Consider the following 15,664-nt stretch of genomic DNA (forward strand, 5'->3'; position numbering starts at 1 on the left):
CGCACCGGCACCCTGCGGACCGGCCCCGGTCAGTGCTTCCGGTTCCGTTCGAGGAAGTCGCCGATGAGCGTCGCCCACTCCTGCGGGCGCTCTGCGAACGGCAGGTGTCCGGTCCGGAGTTCGGCGACCTCGGCGGCGGGGACGGCGGCGGCGAGCTCCCGCTGGAGGCTCGGGGAGATGAGCGGGTCGGCGGTGGTGACGACGACGAGCGTCGGCACCGCGATACCGGCGAGGTCGCCGCGGACGTCGGCCCTGCGGACCAGGTCGACCTGGTCCGCGGTGCCGACGGGGAGGAGGGGCGCGAGCTGCTCGGCGGCGGCATGGACCTCGGCCGGGGTGAGGGAGTTCAGGACCGGTTCGCTCAGCGCCATCAGGTTCACGTACTGGGCGAGCACGGTGTGCTGACCGGACTCGAAGAGCTGGTGCCAGATGGAGGCGGCGAGGGAGGTGCGGGTGTCGGCGTACGCGAACGTGGCACTCAGCACGAGTGAGGTGACCCGTTCCGGGTGACGCGCGGCGAGGCGGATCGCGACGGGTCCGCCCAGCGAGTACCCGCTGACCGCGAAGGTGTCGAGCCCTTCGGCGTCGGCCGCCGCCACCAGCTGATCCACGAGCTCGTCGATCTCCAGGGGCCCCTGGGCCTTCGGGGTGGCGCCGGCGCCGGGGTAGTCGACCCCGACGACGGTGTGCCGTGCGGCGAGCCCCTCCATGATCGGTCCGTAGTTGGCCTCGATGCCGCCGCCCGCACCGTGGGCGAGGAGGAGGCCGGGTCCGGCGCCGCGGACGGTGCGGGCGAAGGCGGCGGGCGTGGTCGTGGTCATCGGAGTTCCCTCTCGTGGGTTCGGCTGGCCATCACTCAGCTTTAGCGGTCACTAAAGCTGAGTGATGGGCCGACCCTAACAGAGCTTCTTTAGCGATCGCTATGGGTTAGCGGTAAACTGCGGCCATGAGCAGCGGACACACCCCGGCCGCGTCCGGACCCAAGCGGAGCCGACGCGCCTTCGACCGCGACAAGGCCCTGGCCGCGGCCCTGCGGGAGTTCTGGACCCACGGCTACGAGACGACGTCGGTCGCCTCGCTCACCGCGGCGATGGGGATCAACCCGCCGAGCCTGTACGCCGCCTTCGGCGACAAGCGGCAGCTGTTCGACGAGGCCGTGCGGCTCTACGTACGCACGCACGGAGCCCCGCCGCCCCCGGGCCCGGAAGCCCGCACGGACATCGCCGCGATGCTGCGGCACCTCGCCGCCGACTACACCGACCCGAGTCACCCGCCGGGCTGCCTCATCATCACGGCGGCCACCAACTGCGGCCCCGGCTCGCAGGACGTGAAGGCCGAGCTGCGCGAAATGCGCGAGGCAACCAAGGCCTCGATCGCCAACCGCATCCGCGCCGACATCGACGCGGGCCTGCTACCCGCGCACGTGGACGCCGACGGACTGGCGGCCTTCTACGCCGCGGTCATCCAGGGGATGAGCCAGCAGGCGTGCGACGGGGCGGGGCGGGAAGCTCTGGATCGCGTGGTCGACGCGGCTATGGCGGCGTGGCCTCAGGCCCCGCACAAGCCGGCGCCGGCGCCCGTTCCGGATGCCGCGTAAGCCCTCGCGCCGCGCCGCGCCGCCCGAAGGCTGACTTCGACGTGGAGGAGTGCCGCATCCATCTTCTTTCCACATAGTCATATATTTTGCGTACGTGACCATCTCTGTACGCAAAGTAGCGGCCGCGGCCGCTCTCAGTGCCGCCCTCGGTGCCGCCCTCGCCGGATGCGGAGGCGGCAACGGCACCTCGGAGGGCGGCCGAGAGGCCCGGCTGGGCGACTCCCCCGGGACCGCCCCCTCCTCTTCCGCCCCGGCCTCCCCCGACGCCCCCGCCGCCGCGGAGCCGAACGCCCCGGTCGGCCCGCTGCCGGGCGCACCGGGCAAGGCCCCGACGATGGCGCCCGGCCCGAACGGCCTGACCCCGGTCTTCGAGCGGGCGAAGCAGACCGGTGACAAGACCGTGGCGCTGACCTTCGACGCCGATATGACCTCCGATCAGGGGCCGCGCGCCGCGGCCGGGGAGCGCTTCGACAACCCGCAGCTGATCGCGACCCTGCGGGGGCTCAAGGTGCCCTCGACGATCTTCATGACGGGCCGCTGGGCCGAGGAGTACCCGGACCAGGCGAAGTCCATCGGCACCGACCCGAACTTCGAGATCGCGAACCACTCCTACAGCCACCACGCCTTCAAGTCCCCCTGCTACGGACTGCCCGCGCTCGACGGCGAGGCCGCCCGGGCCGACGTGGACCGGGCCTTCGCCGCCTTCCGGAAGGCGGGCGCGCTGAACACCGTCCCGTACTTCCGCTTCCCCGGCGGCTGCTACGACGACCAGGCGCTGCGGGCCCTGTCCCCGGCGAAGGTCACGGCCGTCCAGTGGGACGTGGTCAGCGGGGACGCGTTCGCGAAGGACCCGGACGCGGTGGCCGAGCAGGTGCTCGCCGGGGTGAAGCCCGGCTCTGTGGTGGTCATGCACTGCACGCGCAGCGCCGCCCCGGTCACCGAGGAGGCGATCCAGAAGATCGTCCCCGAGCTGCGCAGGCGCGGCTACCGGTTCGTGAAGGTCTCCGAGCTGATCGGCAAGTGAGCGCGGCGGCTCAGCCGGAGCAGGCCGTGCGCTGCGCGTCCTGCCACTCGCACACCGGGCACAGCACCACGCCCGGGGTCGCGACCCCGTACTCGGTGGGCTTGCCGCACTCCAGGCAGTCCGCATACGGCGGCCCGGCCACCCGCCCGGCCGGGGCCGCCGGGGCGGGGCAGTACGACGGGCTCTCGTCCAGCTGGTCCATATGTACGAGGGTACTCACCCGCGCCGCGGCGGGGTGCTGCCCGGGGATGAGGTGGCGTCAGACGCGCATGGCCTGCGGGGTCTCGCGCAGTGCCGCGTCGGGACCCGGGTACTCGCGGATCACCTCGTACCGCGTGTTGCGCTCCACCGGACGGAAGCCCGCGTCCCGGATCAGCTCCAGCAGGTCGTCCCGGCCCAGCTTGTCCGGCGTGCCGTAGTTGTCCGCGTCATGCGTGATCTTGTACTCGACCACCGAGCCGTCCATGTCGTCCGCCCCGTACTGCAACGCCAGCTGAGCCGTCTGCACCCCGTGCATCACCCAGAACACCTTCACGTGCGGCACGTTGTCGAACAGCAGCCGCGACACCGCGAACGTCTTCAGCGCCTCCGCACCCGTCGCCATCGACGTCCGCGCCTGAAGCTTGTTACGGACCTTCCCGTCCTTCATGTCCACGAAGTCGTGCTGGTACCGCAGCGGGATGAACACCTGGAACCCGCCCGTCTCGTCCTGCAGCTCACGCAGCCGCAGCACATGATCCACCCGGTGCCGCGGCTCCTCGATGTGCCCGTACAGCATCGTCGCCGGAGTCTTGATCCCCTTCGAGTGCGCCAGCCGGTGGATCCGCGACCAGTCCTCCCAATGGGTCCGGTGATCCACGATGTGCTGACGCACCTCCCAGTCGAAGATCTCCGCACCACCGCCCGTCAGCGACTCCAGGCCCGCCTCGATCAGCTCGTCCAGGATCTCCGAAGCCGACATCCCCGAGATCGTCTCGAAGTGATGGATCTCCGTCGCCGTGAACGCCTTCAGCGACACGTCCGGCAGCGCCTTCTTCAGCTCCGACAGCGAACGCGGGTAATAACGCCACGGCAGGTTCGGGTGCAGGCCGTTGACGATGTGCAGCTCGGTGAGGTTCTCGTTCTCCATGGCCTTCGCCAGGCGAACAGCCTCCTCGATCCGCATCGTGTACGCGTCCTTCTCCCCCGGCTTGCGCTGGAACGAGCAGTACGCACACGACGCCGTGCACACATTCGTCATGTTCAGATGACGGTTCACATTGAAGTGGACGACATCACCGTTCTTACGCGTCCGCACCTCATGAGCAAGGCCACCGAGCCACGCCAGGTCATCCGACTCGTAGAGGGCGACACCGTCCTCACGCGTCAGCCGCTCACCGGAACGGACCTTCTCCTCCAGCTCGCGCTTCAGCCCTGCGTCCATGTCCAGGAACCCCCTCGATCGGTGCCCACGCGGCATGGCCACGCTAGTTTTCGATCAGCGCGAACCAGCGGATCTCAGACCGGCCCGCCCGATACTGGCCGGAAACGATCTGACAATGGCGGAGCTCAGCCGTGCGCCGCGGGTACCGCCTCGGCCTCACGTGTCAGGCGGGCGAGCTCGCTGTCGTCCATGTCCCGTTCGCCCATGTAGGCGATTCCGACGACGCCCAGGACCTGACCGGCCCCGTCGTGGACCGGGATGGCCACGGCAGCGTTCGCGTCGACCGCCTTCGCGCCGGGCCGGACGTCACCGCTCGTGTCGGTCTTCAGGTTGCAGGTCGACACCGGCTCGTCGCGTGCGAAGGCCAGGCCGGCCATGCCCTTGCCCCGGGGCACGACGCGCACGATCTCGACCACCGGCGGCGGGATGTTCACGGCCGCGGCCAGGACCATGTCCTCGCCCCGGCGGAAGTGGACGGTACCCGCGACCCCGCCGTGCGTCGCGATCCACTGCCGGAGCCACGTCTCGGTCTTGTCTGCATCGCTCATGGCCGGAGTGTGCCACAGCCGCCGGCCCCGGCAACGGGCCCTGATCCAGGGCCCGTTCACCGCTCCAGCCGTCCTTGAGCAGACCTCCGCCGGCCCGGTCAGTGGGCCGCCGCGGCCTCGGTGACCTCGCTCGGCCGGACGATGACGAAGCCCTCGCCGCGCAGCATCAGCTGGACGGCCTCGCCGGAACCGCCGCGGATCATCGAGCCGACCGACTGGGAGCGGTGCAGGCCCGTCTCCAGCTGGGCGCTCCAGCCGACCACCGCGTCCGTGTCCACGTACACCGGCGCCTGCGCGGTGACGGGGATGATGATCGGGCTGCCGTCGCAGACCACGGCGAGCTTGCCGGTGCCGGTGAAGAGGCTGTTGAAGAGCCCGCCGCCGGTCATGCCGGCGCCCTTCACCATCTTGATCTCGTAGGACAGGGTCGGGTCGAAGCAGAGCACGTTGCGGCCGTTGATCGTCAGGGCGTCGCCCGGCTCGAAGTCGATGATGAAGCAGTTGGCCGCCTGGTGGGCGAACCACACCTCTCCCTGGCCGCGTACGGACATCAGCGCGAGGCCCTCGCCGGTGACGGCGCGCTTGAGCATGCCGCCTATGCCCTGCCCCTTGCGTTCGAACTGGAGGTTGCCGCGGTAGGCGACCATCGCGCCCTGGCGGGCGAGCACCTCGCTGTTGACGGTGTACTTCACGGACTTGGCATTCTGCAGGGTCATGCCAGGGGCCGCAGGTGCCTGGGCCAGGTTCTCGGACGCGAACAGATCACTCTTCATGCGCTCGATCCTCACCCGGAGCGCGCACCCGGGGCATCATCCTGAAGGCGGAGGCTGGCATCCTTGGCAGGATGAGCAGCCAGCACACCCCCGACGCCACAGCAGCCCCCGCGGTCGGCGCGGACAGCCCCTTCCGGCAGGAGCACGTCGCCCGCGACGAGGCCCCGCAGTTCGTCCTGCCGCTGGTCGTGCGGATCGAGAAGGCCGAGCCGCCCGCCCGGACGGACGCCCTGGAGACGGCGGCCCGCGCGGTGCTGACCCTGCTGACGGACGAGCGGGCACACGGCGAGGGCGAGTGGGCCGAGGCCGTACGGGACTGGCAGGACGCCCGTATCCGCAAGGTGGTCCGGCGGGCCCGCGGGGCGGAGTGGCGCAAGGCCCAGACGCTGCCGGGCATCACGGTGCACGGAGACGCCTCCGAGGTACGGGTCTTCCCGCCGGTGCCCCTGGACGGCTGGCCCAAGGAGCTGGCGAAGCTCCAGGTGTCGGGCACCGAGCTGGACGATCCCGCACCGGCCGCCGCGGCCGGCCCGGGGCTCCCCGTCCTGTGGCTCAACCCCGGCGTCGAGATGTCGGCCGGCAAGGCGATGGCCCAGGCCGGGCACGCGGCGCAGCTGGCCTGGTGGGAGCTGACGGGACCGGAGCGGGCGCGGTGGCGGGAGTCCGGTTTCCGGCTGGCCGTACGGACGGCCGCGGCCGAGCGGTGGGCGGAGCTGAGCGGGAGCGGGCTGCCGGTGGTGCGGGACGCGGGCTTCACGGAGATCGCGCCGGGCAGCGCCACCGTGATCGCCGACCACCCGGCGCTGCGGGCCCGGCTCTGACGCCGGTTCGCGGGCCGCGGAAGCTCAAATGTTGCTCTGAAACACCCCTCTTCGCGGTTGGCCAGACTGTGCCGGGGCCATGACACCGGCACACGGTCTGACGAAAGGGGGCGAGGGGACATGAAGCCCATGGCACACCTGGGGGTGGGCATCGGCTGGCGGCCGGAGATCGCGGACGCCGTCGAGCGGCTGCCCGGCCTGGACTGGGTCGAGGTGGTGGCCGAGAACATCTGCCCGGGCCACCTTCCGGATTCCCTGCTGCGGCTGCTGGAGCGCGGTACGCGCGTCGTACCGCACGGCGTCTCGCTCGGTCTCGGCGGCGCCGAGCGCCCGGACCCGGCCAAGCTGGCCGCGCTGGGTGAGCGGGCGGTGGCGCTGGGGGCGCCGCTGGTCACCGAGCACATCGCCTTCGTCCGGACCTCCTCGCCCGCGCTGGAGGCCGGCCACCTGCTGCCCGTACCGCGGACCCGGGACGCGCTGGACGTGCTGTGCGAGAACGTGCGGATCGCACAGGCCGCGCTGCCGGTACCGCTGGCGCTGGAGAACATCGCCGCGCTGATCTCCTGGCCGGACGAGGAGCTGACGGAGGGGCAGTTCCTGACGGAGCTGGTCGAACGGACCGGCGTACGGCTGCTCATCGACGTGGCCAACCTGCACACCAACCGGGTCAACCGGGGCGAGGACCCGGCCGCCGTGCTCGACGCGATCCCGTTGGAGGCGCTCGCGTACGTCCACGTGGCGGGCGGCGTCGAGCGGGGCGGCGTCTGGCACGACACGCACGCGCACCCCGTCCCGCCGGTGGTGCTCGACCTGCTGGCCGGGCTCCGCTCCCGGGTGGACCCGCCCGGCGTCCTGCTGGAACGGGACGACGACTTCCCCCCGGAGCCGGAGCTGGCGGGCGAACTCGCCCGGATCCGGGACGTGGTGGGCGCCGCCGCGGCCCGTCCGCCGCGAGCCGCCGCGCCGCGGCCCCCGGCGGACGGCGAGCACGACGGCCGGCAGGACGGTGGGCAGGAAGCCGGGCACGGCGGTGGGCGGGACGGTGAGCACGACGGCGCCGCCGACGCGGCGCGGATCCGCGTCGGGCTGAGCCAGGCCGCGCTGCTGTCGGCGCTGGTGGCCGGGACCCCCGTACCCGAGGGCTTCGACCGGCAGCGGATCCGGGTGCAGGCGCGGGCCCTGGCCGCCAAGCGGGCCGGGGTGGTGGCCAAGCTGGCACCCGAGCTGCCCGTGATCCTGGGCGGCGACGGCCCGTACCGCGAGGCCTACCTCTCCTACGCCAAGGGCCGCCCCATGGCAGTGGCCGGATACCGCCGCGAGGCGCTGGACTTCGTGGAGCACCTGCTGGTCCAGGACCTGCCGGCCGACCCGGCCGCCCGGCGCCGGCTCACCAGGTGGTGGCAGGACCGGGCCGGGGCGCGGCCGCCCCGCCGGGTCGTGCGCTGGGCCCGGGCGCTGGCGGGGAGGGCGGCGTGAACCTCCTCGCACTGGCGACCTGGGTCGCCGTCATCGTCTCCTCCGTCCTGCTGATCCGCGGCCTGCGCGGCTCCCGGCCCGCGTCGGACGGGCCGCCGCCGCGGCTGCACGACCTGTCCGAGGCCGCGTTCGTCGCGGGCGGCCCCGGCAACGTCGTGGACACCGCCCTCGTGGCGATGCTCGGCGACGGCCGGCTGATCGTCGGCGGCCCGGGGATCGTCCAGGTCCGGCCCGGGGCGCGGGCCGGTGACCACGCCGAGCGGGCCGTGCTCCAGGCCCACGGGGGCGCGCCCTCGGGGTGGCTGTACCAGGTGCGGTACGCCGCGATGCGCGACCCCGCCGTCCAGGAGACCGGGGACGTGCTGGCCGCGCGCGGGCTGCTGCGCGCGCCCGGCTCCGGGCAGCCCTGGCGGCGCTGGGGGATCGTCCAGGCCGTGGTGTGCGCGCTCATGGTGCCGGGGGCGCTGCTACTCACCTTCCTCGCCCTGGCCCTGGGCTCGGGTGCGCAGGTGCCGTTCATCGCCAAGGTGATCCCCGCGCTGATCGGCGGCCTGCTGGTCGGCGTGATCTGCGCCGCGCGGGCCGGGCAGCGGGTCACCCCGGCGGGACAGCGGGCGCTGCGCGAGCTGCGCGCCGCGCACCTGCACGACGGGACCCCGTACGTGCAGACCGCCCTGTTCGGGCTGCGCGGTCTGCGCGACCCGTACCTGCGCCAGCAGCTGGTGCCCGCGGCGCGCGGCACCCGGCTGGCGGCGGCGCAGGCACGATCGGGTCCGGCGGGCGCGGACTACGCGTGGGCGTCCGGTGCCGAGTTCCTGCCGGTGCTCTGGTGCGCCGGGAGCGACGGCGGCGGATCGGGGGGCGGCGGGGGCGGATCCGGCTGCGGTGCCGGTTCGACCTGCGCTTCCGGTTCGGGCTGCGGCGGCTCGGGCGGCGGTGGCTCCTCCGGCAGCAGTTGCGGCGGCAGCAGCGGCGGCGGTTCGAGCTGCAGCAGCTCGTCCGGCTCCAGCTGCAGCAGCTCCAGCAGTTCCTGACCGCCCGTCACGGGCCCGTCGACCCGCTCGGCGGGCCCCTGACGTACGGCAACCGGGTCCGGATCGCACGGCAACGGGGGTACGGGGGCCGACACCGGGCGGTGATCCTTTACAGCCTCCCCGCAGCCGGATCTCATCGGTTCATCCGATGAGAGGCAGGGCCGCCATGCGCCGGACGCCCGCACGCCACGCAGCCGCCGCCGCGGCGCTCTCCCTCGTCCTGTGCGCTGCGCCCGCGGCCCGTGCCGAGGCACCCGCCCGGCTCTCCGCCGAGGACGCCGGGGCCGAACTCGTCGCCCGGCGCGCCGCCGAGGCCGCCGCCATCCGCGCCCCCGTCCCCGCCCCCGTACGAGCCCCGGGCCACCCGGCCGGCGCCGGGCGGCCGCTGCGCTTCACCGCCTGCCCCGACACCGAGGGCCTGCCCTCCCCCGTGCGCTGCGCCACCCTGCGCGTCCCGCTCGACTACGCCCGCCCCGACGGCCCGCAGATCTCCCTCACCGTCAGCCGGACCGCGGCCACCGGCGCCGGCCGGGCCGCCCGCCAGGGCGCGCTCGTGCACAACCCCGGCGGCCCCGGCGCCTCCGGCATGCACTTCCCGCTCGTCGCCGGCCTCCCCGGCTGGGAGCGGATCGCCGCCGCCTACGACCTCGTCGGCTACGCCCCGCGCGGGGTCGGCCGCTCCGCCCCGCTGTCCTGCCAGGACCCCGCTGCCCGGGCCGAAGGCCCCACGCAGGTACCGGTCCACCCCTCCCCGGCGTACAAGGAGGAGCGGATCGCCGCCGCCCGGGCATACGCCCGCGGCTGCGCGCGGCGGGCCGGTGCGGCCCTGCCCTACTACACGACCCTGAACAACGTCCGCGATCTGCACGTACTGCGCGCCGCGCTCGGCGAGCCGCGGCTGACCTTCATGGGCGGCTCGTACGGCACCTACCTCGGCGCGGTCTACGCGACCCTGCACCCGCGCCACGTCCGCCGGATGGTGTTCGACTCCGCGGTCGACCCGGACCCGCGCCGCATCTGGTACCGCAACAACCTCGACCAGGCGCCGGGCTTCGAGCGCCGCTGGTACGACTTCCGCGCCTGGGCGGCCCGGCACCACGGCACGTACCGCCTCGGCGCCACCCCGGCGGCCGTCCAGGCGAGCTACGAGCGCGTACGGGAGGCGGTGGCCCGTACCCCCGCGGGCGGGAGGGTCGGGACGGGCGAACTCCGGTCCGCCTTCGTGCAGGCCGCGTACTACGACGACGTGTGGCCGGAGCGGGCGGCGGCGCTGGCCGCCTTCCTGCGCGGCGACCCGGGCCCGCTGACCCAACAGGCCGCCCCGGACCCGGCGTCGGCGGCGCGGGCCGAGAACGCGACAGCCGTCTACACGGCGGTGCTGTGCAACGACGCCCCCTGGCCCGGGGACTGGGAGACCTGGGACCGCGACCACTCCCGACTGGCCCGTACGGCCCCCTTCGAGACCTGGGCCAACGCCTTCCTGAACCTGCCCTGCGCCTACTGGCCGGTGCCCGGGCGGCAGCGCCCGGTGGACGTGGGCGCCGCGCCGGCCGCGGCACTGCCGCGGACCCTCGTCGTCGCGGCGGAACGGGACGGGGCGACCCCGTACCCGGGTGCGCTGGAACTCCAGCGGCGGCTCGGCTCAGGGGCCGCGCTGGTCACGGAGGAAGGGGCCGGCAGCCACGGAGTGGTGGGCAGTGGCAACGACTGCGTGGACCGTCACGTGGAGCGGTATCTGCTGTCAGGTGACACCCCGGGCCGCAGTGTCACGTGTGCGCCGCATCCGGAGCCCGCACCGGTGTCGCTGGACGACCGGGCAGCAAGCGCCCGCGGGGCACTGCTGCCGCCAGTCGTCTGAACTTCCGGGCGGGATCTCCGGCTGCGTCGTTTCGGGGGCAGGGCCTCCCGATCCACCGGAGGAACTCACCTGACGGTGTGGTCGTCCTCCGGCACTTCCCCCCAGGGGAGGTATCAGGCGAGCCCGGCCACCAGATCGGCGACGGACTTGCGGCGCCCGGTGTAGAAGGGCACCTCTTCGCGGACGTGCATCCGGGCCTCGGAGGCGCGCAGGTGACGCATGAGGTCCACGATGCGGTACAGCTCGTCGGCCTCGAAGGCCAGCAGCCACTCGTAGTCGCCGAGCGAGAAGGAGGCGACGGTGTTGGCACGCACGTCGGGGTAGCCGCGGGCCATCTTGCCGTGGTCGGCGAGCATGCGGCGACGGTCCTCGTCGGGCAGCAGGTACCAGTCGTAGCTGCGCACGAACGGGTACACGCTGACGTAGTCGCGGGCGGTCTCGTCGGCCAGGAAGGCCGGGATGTGCGACTTGTTGAACTCGGCCGGGCGGTGCAGGGCCATGTTCGACCACACCGGCTCCAGCGCGCGGCCCAGCTTGGTGCGGCGGAACAGGTTGTAGGCGCCCTGCAGCTCGTCCGCGGTCTCGGCGTGCCACCAGACCATGACGTCCGCGTCGGCGCGCAGGCCGGAGACGTCATAGGTGCCGCGGACGGTGATGTCCTTGGCGGCCAGCTGGTCGAAGAGCTCCTGGACCTCGTCGGCGTAGCCGGCGCGGTCTTCGGGGAGGACGTCCTTCAGCTTGAAGACGGACCACAGGGTGTAGCGGATGACCTCGTTGAGGTCCTTCGCCTTCTTCCCCGCGTTGGGAATCTTCTCTGGTGCAGTCATGTGCCTATTGTCCCGTGCGCTGATCAGTGGTCCGTGCCAGGGGTCCCGAAAGCGGTGATCACCGCGTCCGCGGCCTTGCCGGCGCTCGCGATGCACGCCGGGATGCCCACCCCGTCGTAGAGGGCGCCGCACACGGCGAGGCCCGGCTGGGCGGCGACGGCGGCGCGGATCCGGGCGACCCGGTCCAGGTGGCCGACCGGGTACTGGGGCAGTCCGCCGTCCCAGCGGGTGACGGTGGAGGCGACCGGCCGGGCCGTCAGGCCCACGGCCTCGCCGAGGTCGCTCAGCGACACGCCGACGAGCTCGCCGTCCTCGCGCTTCAGCTCGCCCTCGTCGCCGTACCGGCCGACGGAGGTCCGCAGCAGGAAGAGCTCGGGATCGGCCCCGGCCCAGGCCCACTTGTTGCTGGAGAAGGTGGAGGCCTTGATCGTCCGGCCGTCGACGGGCGGTACGAGGAACCCGCTGGCGCCGCCCCCGGTGACCGTCTCGGGCAGCTCGGAGCGCCGGAAGGCCAGGGTGACCAGGGCCATCGAGGCGTACTCGACCCCGCGCAGCTCGGCCGCGGCCGCGGGTACCAGCCGCTCCAGCAGCCGCGCGGCCGGTCCGGCCGGGGTGGCCAGGACCACGCCGTCGGCGTCGATGACCTCGGCGTCGGCGACGACCCGCCAGCCGTCCGCCGTACGCAGGACCTCGCGCACGGGGGTACCGGTGAGGATCCGCGCGCCGGCGCGGCGGCAGGCCTCGGCCACGGCGCCCGGGAGCCGTCCGATGCCGCCGTCGATGCCGGCGAAGACGGGGCCGGCGGCCTGCGGCTGCGCGGCCGCTCGGCGCTGGATCTCCCGGACGCCCTCGCCCAGCGAGCGGTGCGTACGGGCGGCCTCGAAGAGCTGGGGGACGGCCGCCCGCATCGAGATGCGGTAGGCGTTGCCCGCGTAGACCCCGCCGAGCAGCGGCTCCACCAGCCGGTCGACGACCTCGTGGCCCAGCCGGGCGGCGACGTACTCGCCGACGGCGACGTCCTCGCCGATCTCGGCGGGCGGCAGCTCACGCTCCGCCTCGATCCGGGCCAGGCCCTCCGCGGAGAGCACCCCGGAGGCGGCGAGCGGCCCGAGGTCGCCGGGGACGCCCATGACGTGCCCGCGCGGCATCGGCCGCAGCGCTCCCCGGGTCCACAGGTGGGCGGTGGCGGTGGCGGGCGACTGGAGGGCCTCGCCGAGGCCGACGGACCGGGCGAGGTCGACGGCTTCGGGGCGGCGGGCGAGGACGGACTCGGCGCCGAGGTCGACGGGGGCCCCGGCGAGCTCCCCGGCGCGCAGTTTGCCGCCGAGCCGGGGTCCCGCCTCCAGGAGGGTCACCCGGACTCCGTCGGCGAGCAGCCGGTGGGCCGCCGCGAGGCCCGCGATGCCGCCGCCGATGACGACGACATGACCGGGGGCGCCGGTGCGGTCCGGCCGGTCCGTACGCATGTCCGCTTCGTGCATGGACACATCGTCTCAGACCGGCGGCGGGCGCTGCGGCGAGGCCGGACCGTGACCGCATCGGGACCGGTCCGGGACCGCGCGGGTGAAACCCCCGCGGGGACTCTGGACGTCGAACCGGCAACACCAGCCGAACCTCGGGGGTTTACTGAGATGCACACCGTCAGCAGACAGCGTTCCACGGCCGCCCTGGCCGCCCTCTCCCTGGCCGGGGTGCTCACGCTCACCGGCTGCGGGGCCGACGGCGCGGTTCAGGGCACCTCGGCCGACAAGGCGGCGGTGGCCCCCGCGCCCGCGCAGGGCGGCAAGGCCCCGGAGGCGGCGAAGGGGGCCGGTCCGGCGGCCGCGCCCGGCTCCGCGGCCTCGGGGTCCTCGGCCGACAAGAACGCGCAGCCCCCGGCCGCCGTGCGCCCGAACGTGATCCGTACCGCGACCCTCGGCATCGAGACGGCCGACGCGCAGCAGGCGCTGGCCGCGGCCCGTTCGGCGGCCCAGGGCGCGGGCGGCTACGTGGGCAACGAGTCCAGCAAGCGCGGCCAGGACGGCCGTATGACGTCGACGCTGACCCTGCGGGTGCCGGGCGAACGGTACGACGCCGTGCTCGGGGCGATGGAGGGCAGCGGAAAGCTCCTCCACCGCAAGGTCGAGGCGCAGGACGTGACGGAGAAGGTCGCCGACATCGGCAGCCGGGTCGCGTCGCAGCAGGCCAGCGTGGCCCGGGTACGGGAAATGATGGGCAAGGCCTCGGCCTTGAGCGATGTGGTCATGCTGGAGAGCGAGCTGAGCAAGCGGCAGTCCGATCTGGAGTCGCTCCTGGCGCAGCAGAACGCGCTGAAGGACCAGACCGCGCTGGGCACGATCACGCTGGAGGTCTCGGAGCCGGCCCCGAAGCCGGTGGCGGAGGAGAAGAAGAAGGAGAAGGAGCCGGCCTTCATGGACGCCCTGCGCGGCGGCTGGGGGGTCTTCATGGCCATCGTGCGCTTCCTGACGCTGGCGGTCGGGGCGGTGCTGCCGTTCGCGCTGGCGGCCGGGGCGCTGGCGCTGGGGTTCCGGCTGTACCGGCGGCTGCGCCCGGCGAAGCCGAAGGCGGACCGGGCCCCGCGGACCGGCCCGGCCTGGCGGGTCTCGGTCCCGGCGGCCCGGCCCGGTCCGGCGGACGCGGAGGGGACCACCGGGGCGGACGCGGTCGGGGCAGGCACCGGGGCGGACGCGGCGGCGGCCGCGGAGGACGGCAGCCCCCGCTCCTGAGGCCCGTCGTGCCGTCCGCTCCCGGCCCCCGGTCCCGGTTTCATCGGGCCGGCGGGCCGAACGCTCCTTCGGCAGGCGGCCCTTCGCCCGTAGCGTGTCCCCCAGACGACGGCGGCGGAGGACGGTGCGGACGATGGCGACGGAACGACTGGTGGTGATCGGCGGTGACGCGGCGGGGATGTCCGCCGCGTCACAGGCCCGGCGGCTCAAGGGCCCGGCGGAGCTGGAGATCGTCGCCTTCGAACGGGGGCACTTCAGCTCGTACTCCGCGTGCGGGATCCCGTACTGGATCGGCGGGCTGGTCGCCGCGCGCGACGACCTGATCGCCCGCACCCCCGAGGAGCACCGCGCCCGCCACATCGACCTGCGCACCCGCACGGAGGTCGTGGAGCTGGACCTCGCGGGCCGCCGGGTCCGCGCCCGCGATCTGGACGGCGGATCCGAGTACTGGACGGGCTACGACAAGCTGGTCCTGGCGACGGGCGCCCGCCCGGTCCGCCCCCGGCTGCCCGGCATCGGCGCGCACGGGGTCCACGGCATCCAGAGCCTGGACGACGGCCAGCGCCTGATGACCACGCTGGAGCGGAAGCAGGGCCGCCGCGCGGTGGTGGTCGGCGCGGGCTACATCGGCGTGGAGATGGCGGAGGCCCTGGTCGGGCGGGGTTACGAGGTCACCGTCCTGCACCGCGGCCCGCAGCCGATGGCCACGCTGGACCCGGACATGGGCGGGCTGGTGCACCGCGCGATGAACGGCATGGGGATCCGTACGGTGTCCCGCGCCGAGGTCACGAAGATCCTGACGGACGAGGACGGCCGGGCCCGCGCGGTCGCCACCGCGACGGGCGAGGAGTACCCGGCGGACGTGGTGGTGCTCGGCATCGGCGTCGAGCCCCGCACCGGTCTGGCCCGCGCCGCGGGCCTGCCGCTCGGCACTTCGGGCGGCCTGCTCACCGACCTCTCGATGCGCGTGCGGGGCCACGAGGACATCTGGTCGGGCGGGGACTGCGTGGAGGTCCTGGACCTGGTCTCGGGCCGCACCCGGCACATCCCGTTGGGCACGCACGCCAACAAGCACGGCCAGGTGATCGGCTCGGGCGTGGGCGGCGGCTACGCGACCTTCCCCGGGGTGGTCGGCACGGCGGTCAGCAAGGTCTGCGACCTGGAGATCGCCCGTACGGGGCTGCGCGAGCGGGACGCCCTGGAGGCGGGCCTGCGCTTCGTGACGGCCACCGTCACCTCCACCAACACGGCGGGCTACTACCCGGGCGCGGCGGAGATGACGGTGAAGATGCTGGCGGAGCGCCGCACGGGCCGTCTGCTGGGAGTCCAGATCGTCGGCGGCGCGGGCGCGGCCAAGCGGGTGGACATCGCCGCGGTGGCCCTGACGGCGGGCATGACGGTGGACCAGATGGTCTCCCTGGACCTGGGCTACGCCCCGCCGTTCTCCCCGGTCTGGGACCCGGTCCTGGTGGCGGCCCGCAAGGCGGTCTCCGCGGTCCGCTCGGCCGGGGTGTAGGCGGGCCCTGCGGGCCGCCTTCCCGGGCTCTCCCCGGACCC

15 protein-coding genes are annotated in these 15,664 nt (G+C 73.9%); 8 read left to right on the plus strand and 7 right to left on the minus strand.

The genetic code is table 11. From position 1 onward, the window contains the following. Window positions 1-29: 29 nt before the first annotated feature. Window positions 30-821 carry an alpha/beta fold hydrolase gene (locus OG447_RS28695; RefSeq protein ID WP_266940334.1) on the minus strand — a complete coding sequence of 264 codons (792 nt, stop codon included), beginning with the start codon at window positions 819-821 and terminating at the stop codon, window positions 30-32. A gap of 125 nt (window positions 822-946) precedes the next feature. On the opposite strand from OG447_RS28695, the gene OG447_RS28700 reads away from it, so the two are divergent. Both OG447_RS28700 and OG447_RS28705 read left to right on the plus strand, forming a co-directional pair. Further along, entirely contained in the window at window positions 947-1,597 is a 651-nt protein-coding gene (locus OG447_RS28700; RefSeq protein ID WP_266940335.1) for a TetR/AcrR family transcriptional regulator, read from the plus strand. Between the two features lie 94 nt (window positions 1,598-1,691). Further along, a complete protein-coding gene (locus OG447_RS28705; protein ID WP_266940336.1) occupies window positions 1,692-2,621 on the plus strand; it encodes a polysaccharide deacetylase family protein in 930 nt (309 codons plus the stop codon). A 10-nt stretch (window positions 2,622-2,631) separates the two neighbouring features. Here OG447_RS28705 and OG447_RS28710 read toward each other — a convergent pair whose 3' ends face one another. The 4 genes from OG447_RS28710 to OG447_RS28725 form a co-directional block, all read right to left on the minus strand. Then, window positions 2,632-2,823: a hypothetical protein gene (locus OG447_RS28710; protein ID WP_266940337.1), complete on the minus strand. Its 192-nt coding sequence runs from the start codon at window positions 2,821-2,823 to the stop codon at window positions 2,632-2,634. A gap of 57 nt (window positions 2,824-2,880) precedes the next feature. Next, entirely contained in the window at window positions 2,881-4,044 is a 1,164-nt protein-coding gene (gene mqnE, locus OG447_RS28715) for an aminofutalosine synthase MqnE (RefSeq protein ID WP_266940338.1), read from the minus strand. 125 nt (window positions 4,045-4,169) lie between these two features. Further along, window positions 4,170-4,592 carry a GAF domain-containing protein gene (locus tag OG447_RS28720; protein ID WP_266940339.1) on the minus strand — a complete coding sequence of 141 codons (423 nt, stop codon included), beginning with the start codon at window positions 4,590-4,592 and terminating at the stop codon, window positions 4,170-4,172. Window positions 4,593-4,690: 98 nt separating this feature from the next. Continuing rightward, window positions 4,691-5,365 (minus strand): AIM24 family protein, encoded by a 675-nt coding sequence (locus OG447_RS28725; protein ID WP_266940340.1) that lies wholly within the window; start codon window positions 5,363-5,365, stop codon window positions 4,691-4,693. Between the two features lie 71 nt (window positions 5,366-5,436). Between OG447_RS28725 and OG447_RS28730 the strand changes: the two genes are divergently transcribed. From OG447_RS28730 to OG447_RS28745, 4 genes are all read left to right on the plus strand, one after another. Further along, the gene (locus tag OG447_RS28730) at window positions 5,437-6,186 is read left to right on the plus strand and encodes an aminoacyl-tRNA hydrolase (protein WP_266940341.1); all 750 of its coding nucleotides are present in this window, start codon (window positions 5,437-5,439) and stop codon (window positions 6,184-6,186) included. Between the two features lie 120 nt (window positions 6,187-6,306). Next, window positions 6,307-7,662 carry a DUF692 domain-containing protein gene (locus tag OG447_RS28735; protein ID WP_266940342.1) on the plus strand — a complete coding sequence of 452 codons (1,356 nt, stop codon included), beginning with the start codon at window positions 6,307-6,309 and terminating at the stop codon, window positions 7,660-7,662. Beyond that, entirely contained in the window at window positions 7,659-8,696 is a 1,038-nt protein-coding gene (locus tag OG447_RS28740; protein WP_266940343.1) for a TIGR04222 domain-containing membrane protein, read from the plus strand. The genes OG447_RS28735 and OG447_RS28740 overlap by 4 nt, the downstream gene beginning before the upstream one ends. Window positions 8,697-8,862: 166 nt before the next feature. Then, window positions 8,863-10,554 (plus strand): alpha/beta hydrolase, encoded by a 1,692-nt coding sequence (locus tag OG447_RS28745; protein WP_266940344.1) that lies wholly within the window; start codon window positions 8,863-8,865, stop codon window positions 10,552-10,554. 113 nt (window positions 10,555-10,667) lie between these two features. Here the strand turns inward: OG447_RS28745 and hemQ are convergent, their stop codons facing one another. After that, window positions 10,668-11,381 (minus strand): hydrogen peroxide-dependent heme synthase, encoded by a 714-nt coding sequence (gene hemQ / locus OG447_RS28750; protein WP_266940345.1) that lies wholly within the window; start codon window positions 11,379-11,381, stop codon window positions 10,668-10,670. A gap of 23 nt (window positions 11,382-11,404) precedes the next feature. After that, window positions 11,405-12,862: a protoporphyrinogen oxidase gene (gene hemG, locus OG447_RS28755; protein WP_266940346.1), complete on the minus strand. Its 1,458-nt coding sequence runs from the start codon at window positions 12,860-12,862 to the stop codon at window positions 11,405-11,407. 150 nt (window positions 12,863-13,012) lie between these two features. Between hemG and OG447_RS28760 the strand changes: the two genes are divergently transcribed. Both OG447_RS28760 and OG447_RS28765 read left to right on the plus strand, forming a co-directional pair. After that, complete coding sequence (locus tag OG447_RS28760; RefSeq protein ID WP_266940347.1) at window positions 13,013-14,107, plus strand: DUF4349 domain-containing protein; 1,095 nt, start codon at window positions 13,013-13,015, stop codon at window positions 14,105-14,107. Window positions 14,108-14,240: 133 nt separating this feature from the next. Next, window positions 14,241-15,623: an FAD-dependent oxidoreductase gene (locus OG447_RS28765; RefSeq protein WP_266940348.1), complete on the plus strand. Its 1,383-nt coding sequence runs from the start codon at window positions 14,241-14,243 to the stop codon at window positions 15,621-15,623. The last annotated feature ends 41 nt before the right edge of the window (window positions 15,624-15,664 follow it).

Source organism: Streptomyces sp. NBC_01408, assembly GCF_026340255.1.
In the GTDB taxonomy this organism is placed as follows: Bacteria; Actinomycetota; Actinomycetes; order Streptomycetales; family Streptomycetaceae; genus Streptomyces.

Coding starts and splice junctions, on each gene's coding strand:
- OG447_RS28695 (WP_266940334.1), bottom strand. CDS start 821: ATGACCACGACCACGCCCGCCGCCTTCGCCCGCACCGTCCGCGGCGCC.
- OG447_RS28700 (WP_266940335.1), top strand. CDS start 947: ATGAGCAGCGGACACACCCCGGCCGCGTCCGGACCCAAGCGGAGCCGA.
- OG447_RS28710 (WP_266940337.1), bottom strand. CDS start 2,823: ATGGACCAGCTGGACGAGAGCCCGTCGTACTGCCCCGCCCCGGCGGCC.
- mqnE (WP_266940338.1), bottom strand. CDS start 4,044: ATGGACGCAGGGCTGAAGCGCGAGCTGGAGGAGAAGGTCCGTTCCGGT.
- OG447_RS28720 (WP_266940339.1), bottom strand. CDS start 4,592: ATGAGCGATGCAGACAAGACCGAGACGTGGCTCCGGCAGTGGATCGCG.
- OG447_RS28725 (WP_266940340.1), bottom strand. CDS start 5,365: ATGAAGAGTGATCTGTTCGCGTCCGAGAACCTGGCCCAGGCACCTGCG.
- OG447_RS28730 (WP_266940341.1), top strand. CDS start 5,437: ATGAGCAGCCAGCACACCCCCGACGCCACAGCAGCCCCCGCGGTCGGC.
- OG447_RS28735 (WP_266940342.1), top strand. CDS start 6,307: ATGAAGCCCATGGCACACCTGGGGGTGGGCATCGGCTGGCGGCCGGAG.
- OG447_RS28745 (WP_266940344.1), top strand. CDS start 8,863: ATGCGCCGGACGCCCGCACGCCACGCAGCCGCCGCCGCGGCGCTCTCC.
- hemQ (WP_266940345.1), bottom strand. CDS start 11,381: ATGACTGCACCAGAGAAGATTCCCAACGCGGGGAAGAAGGCGAAGGAC.
- hemG (WP_266940346.1), bottom strand. CDS start 12,862: ATGCACGAAGCGGACATGCGTACGGACCGGCCGGACCGCACCGGCGCC.
- OG447_RS28760 (WP_266940347.1), top strand. CDS start 13,013: ATGCACACCGTCAGCAGACAGCGTTCCACGGCCGCCCTGGCCGCCCTC.
- OG447_RS28765 (WP_266940348.1), top strand. CDS start 14,241: ATGGCGACGGAACGACTGGTGGTGATCGGCGGTGACGCGGCGGGGATG.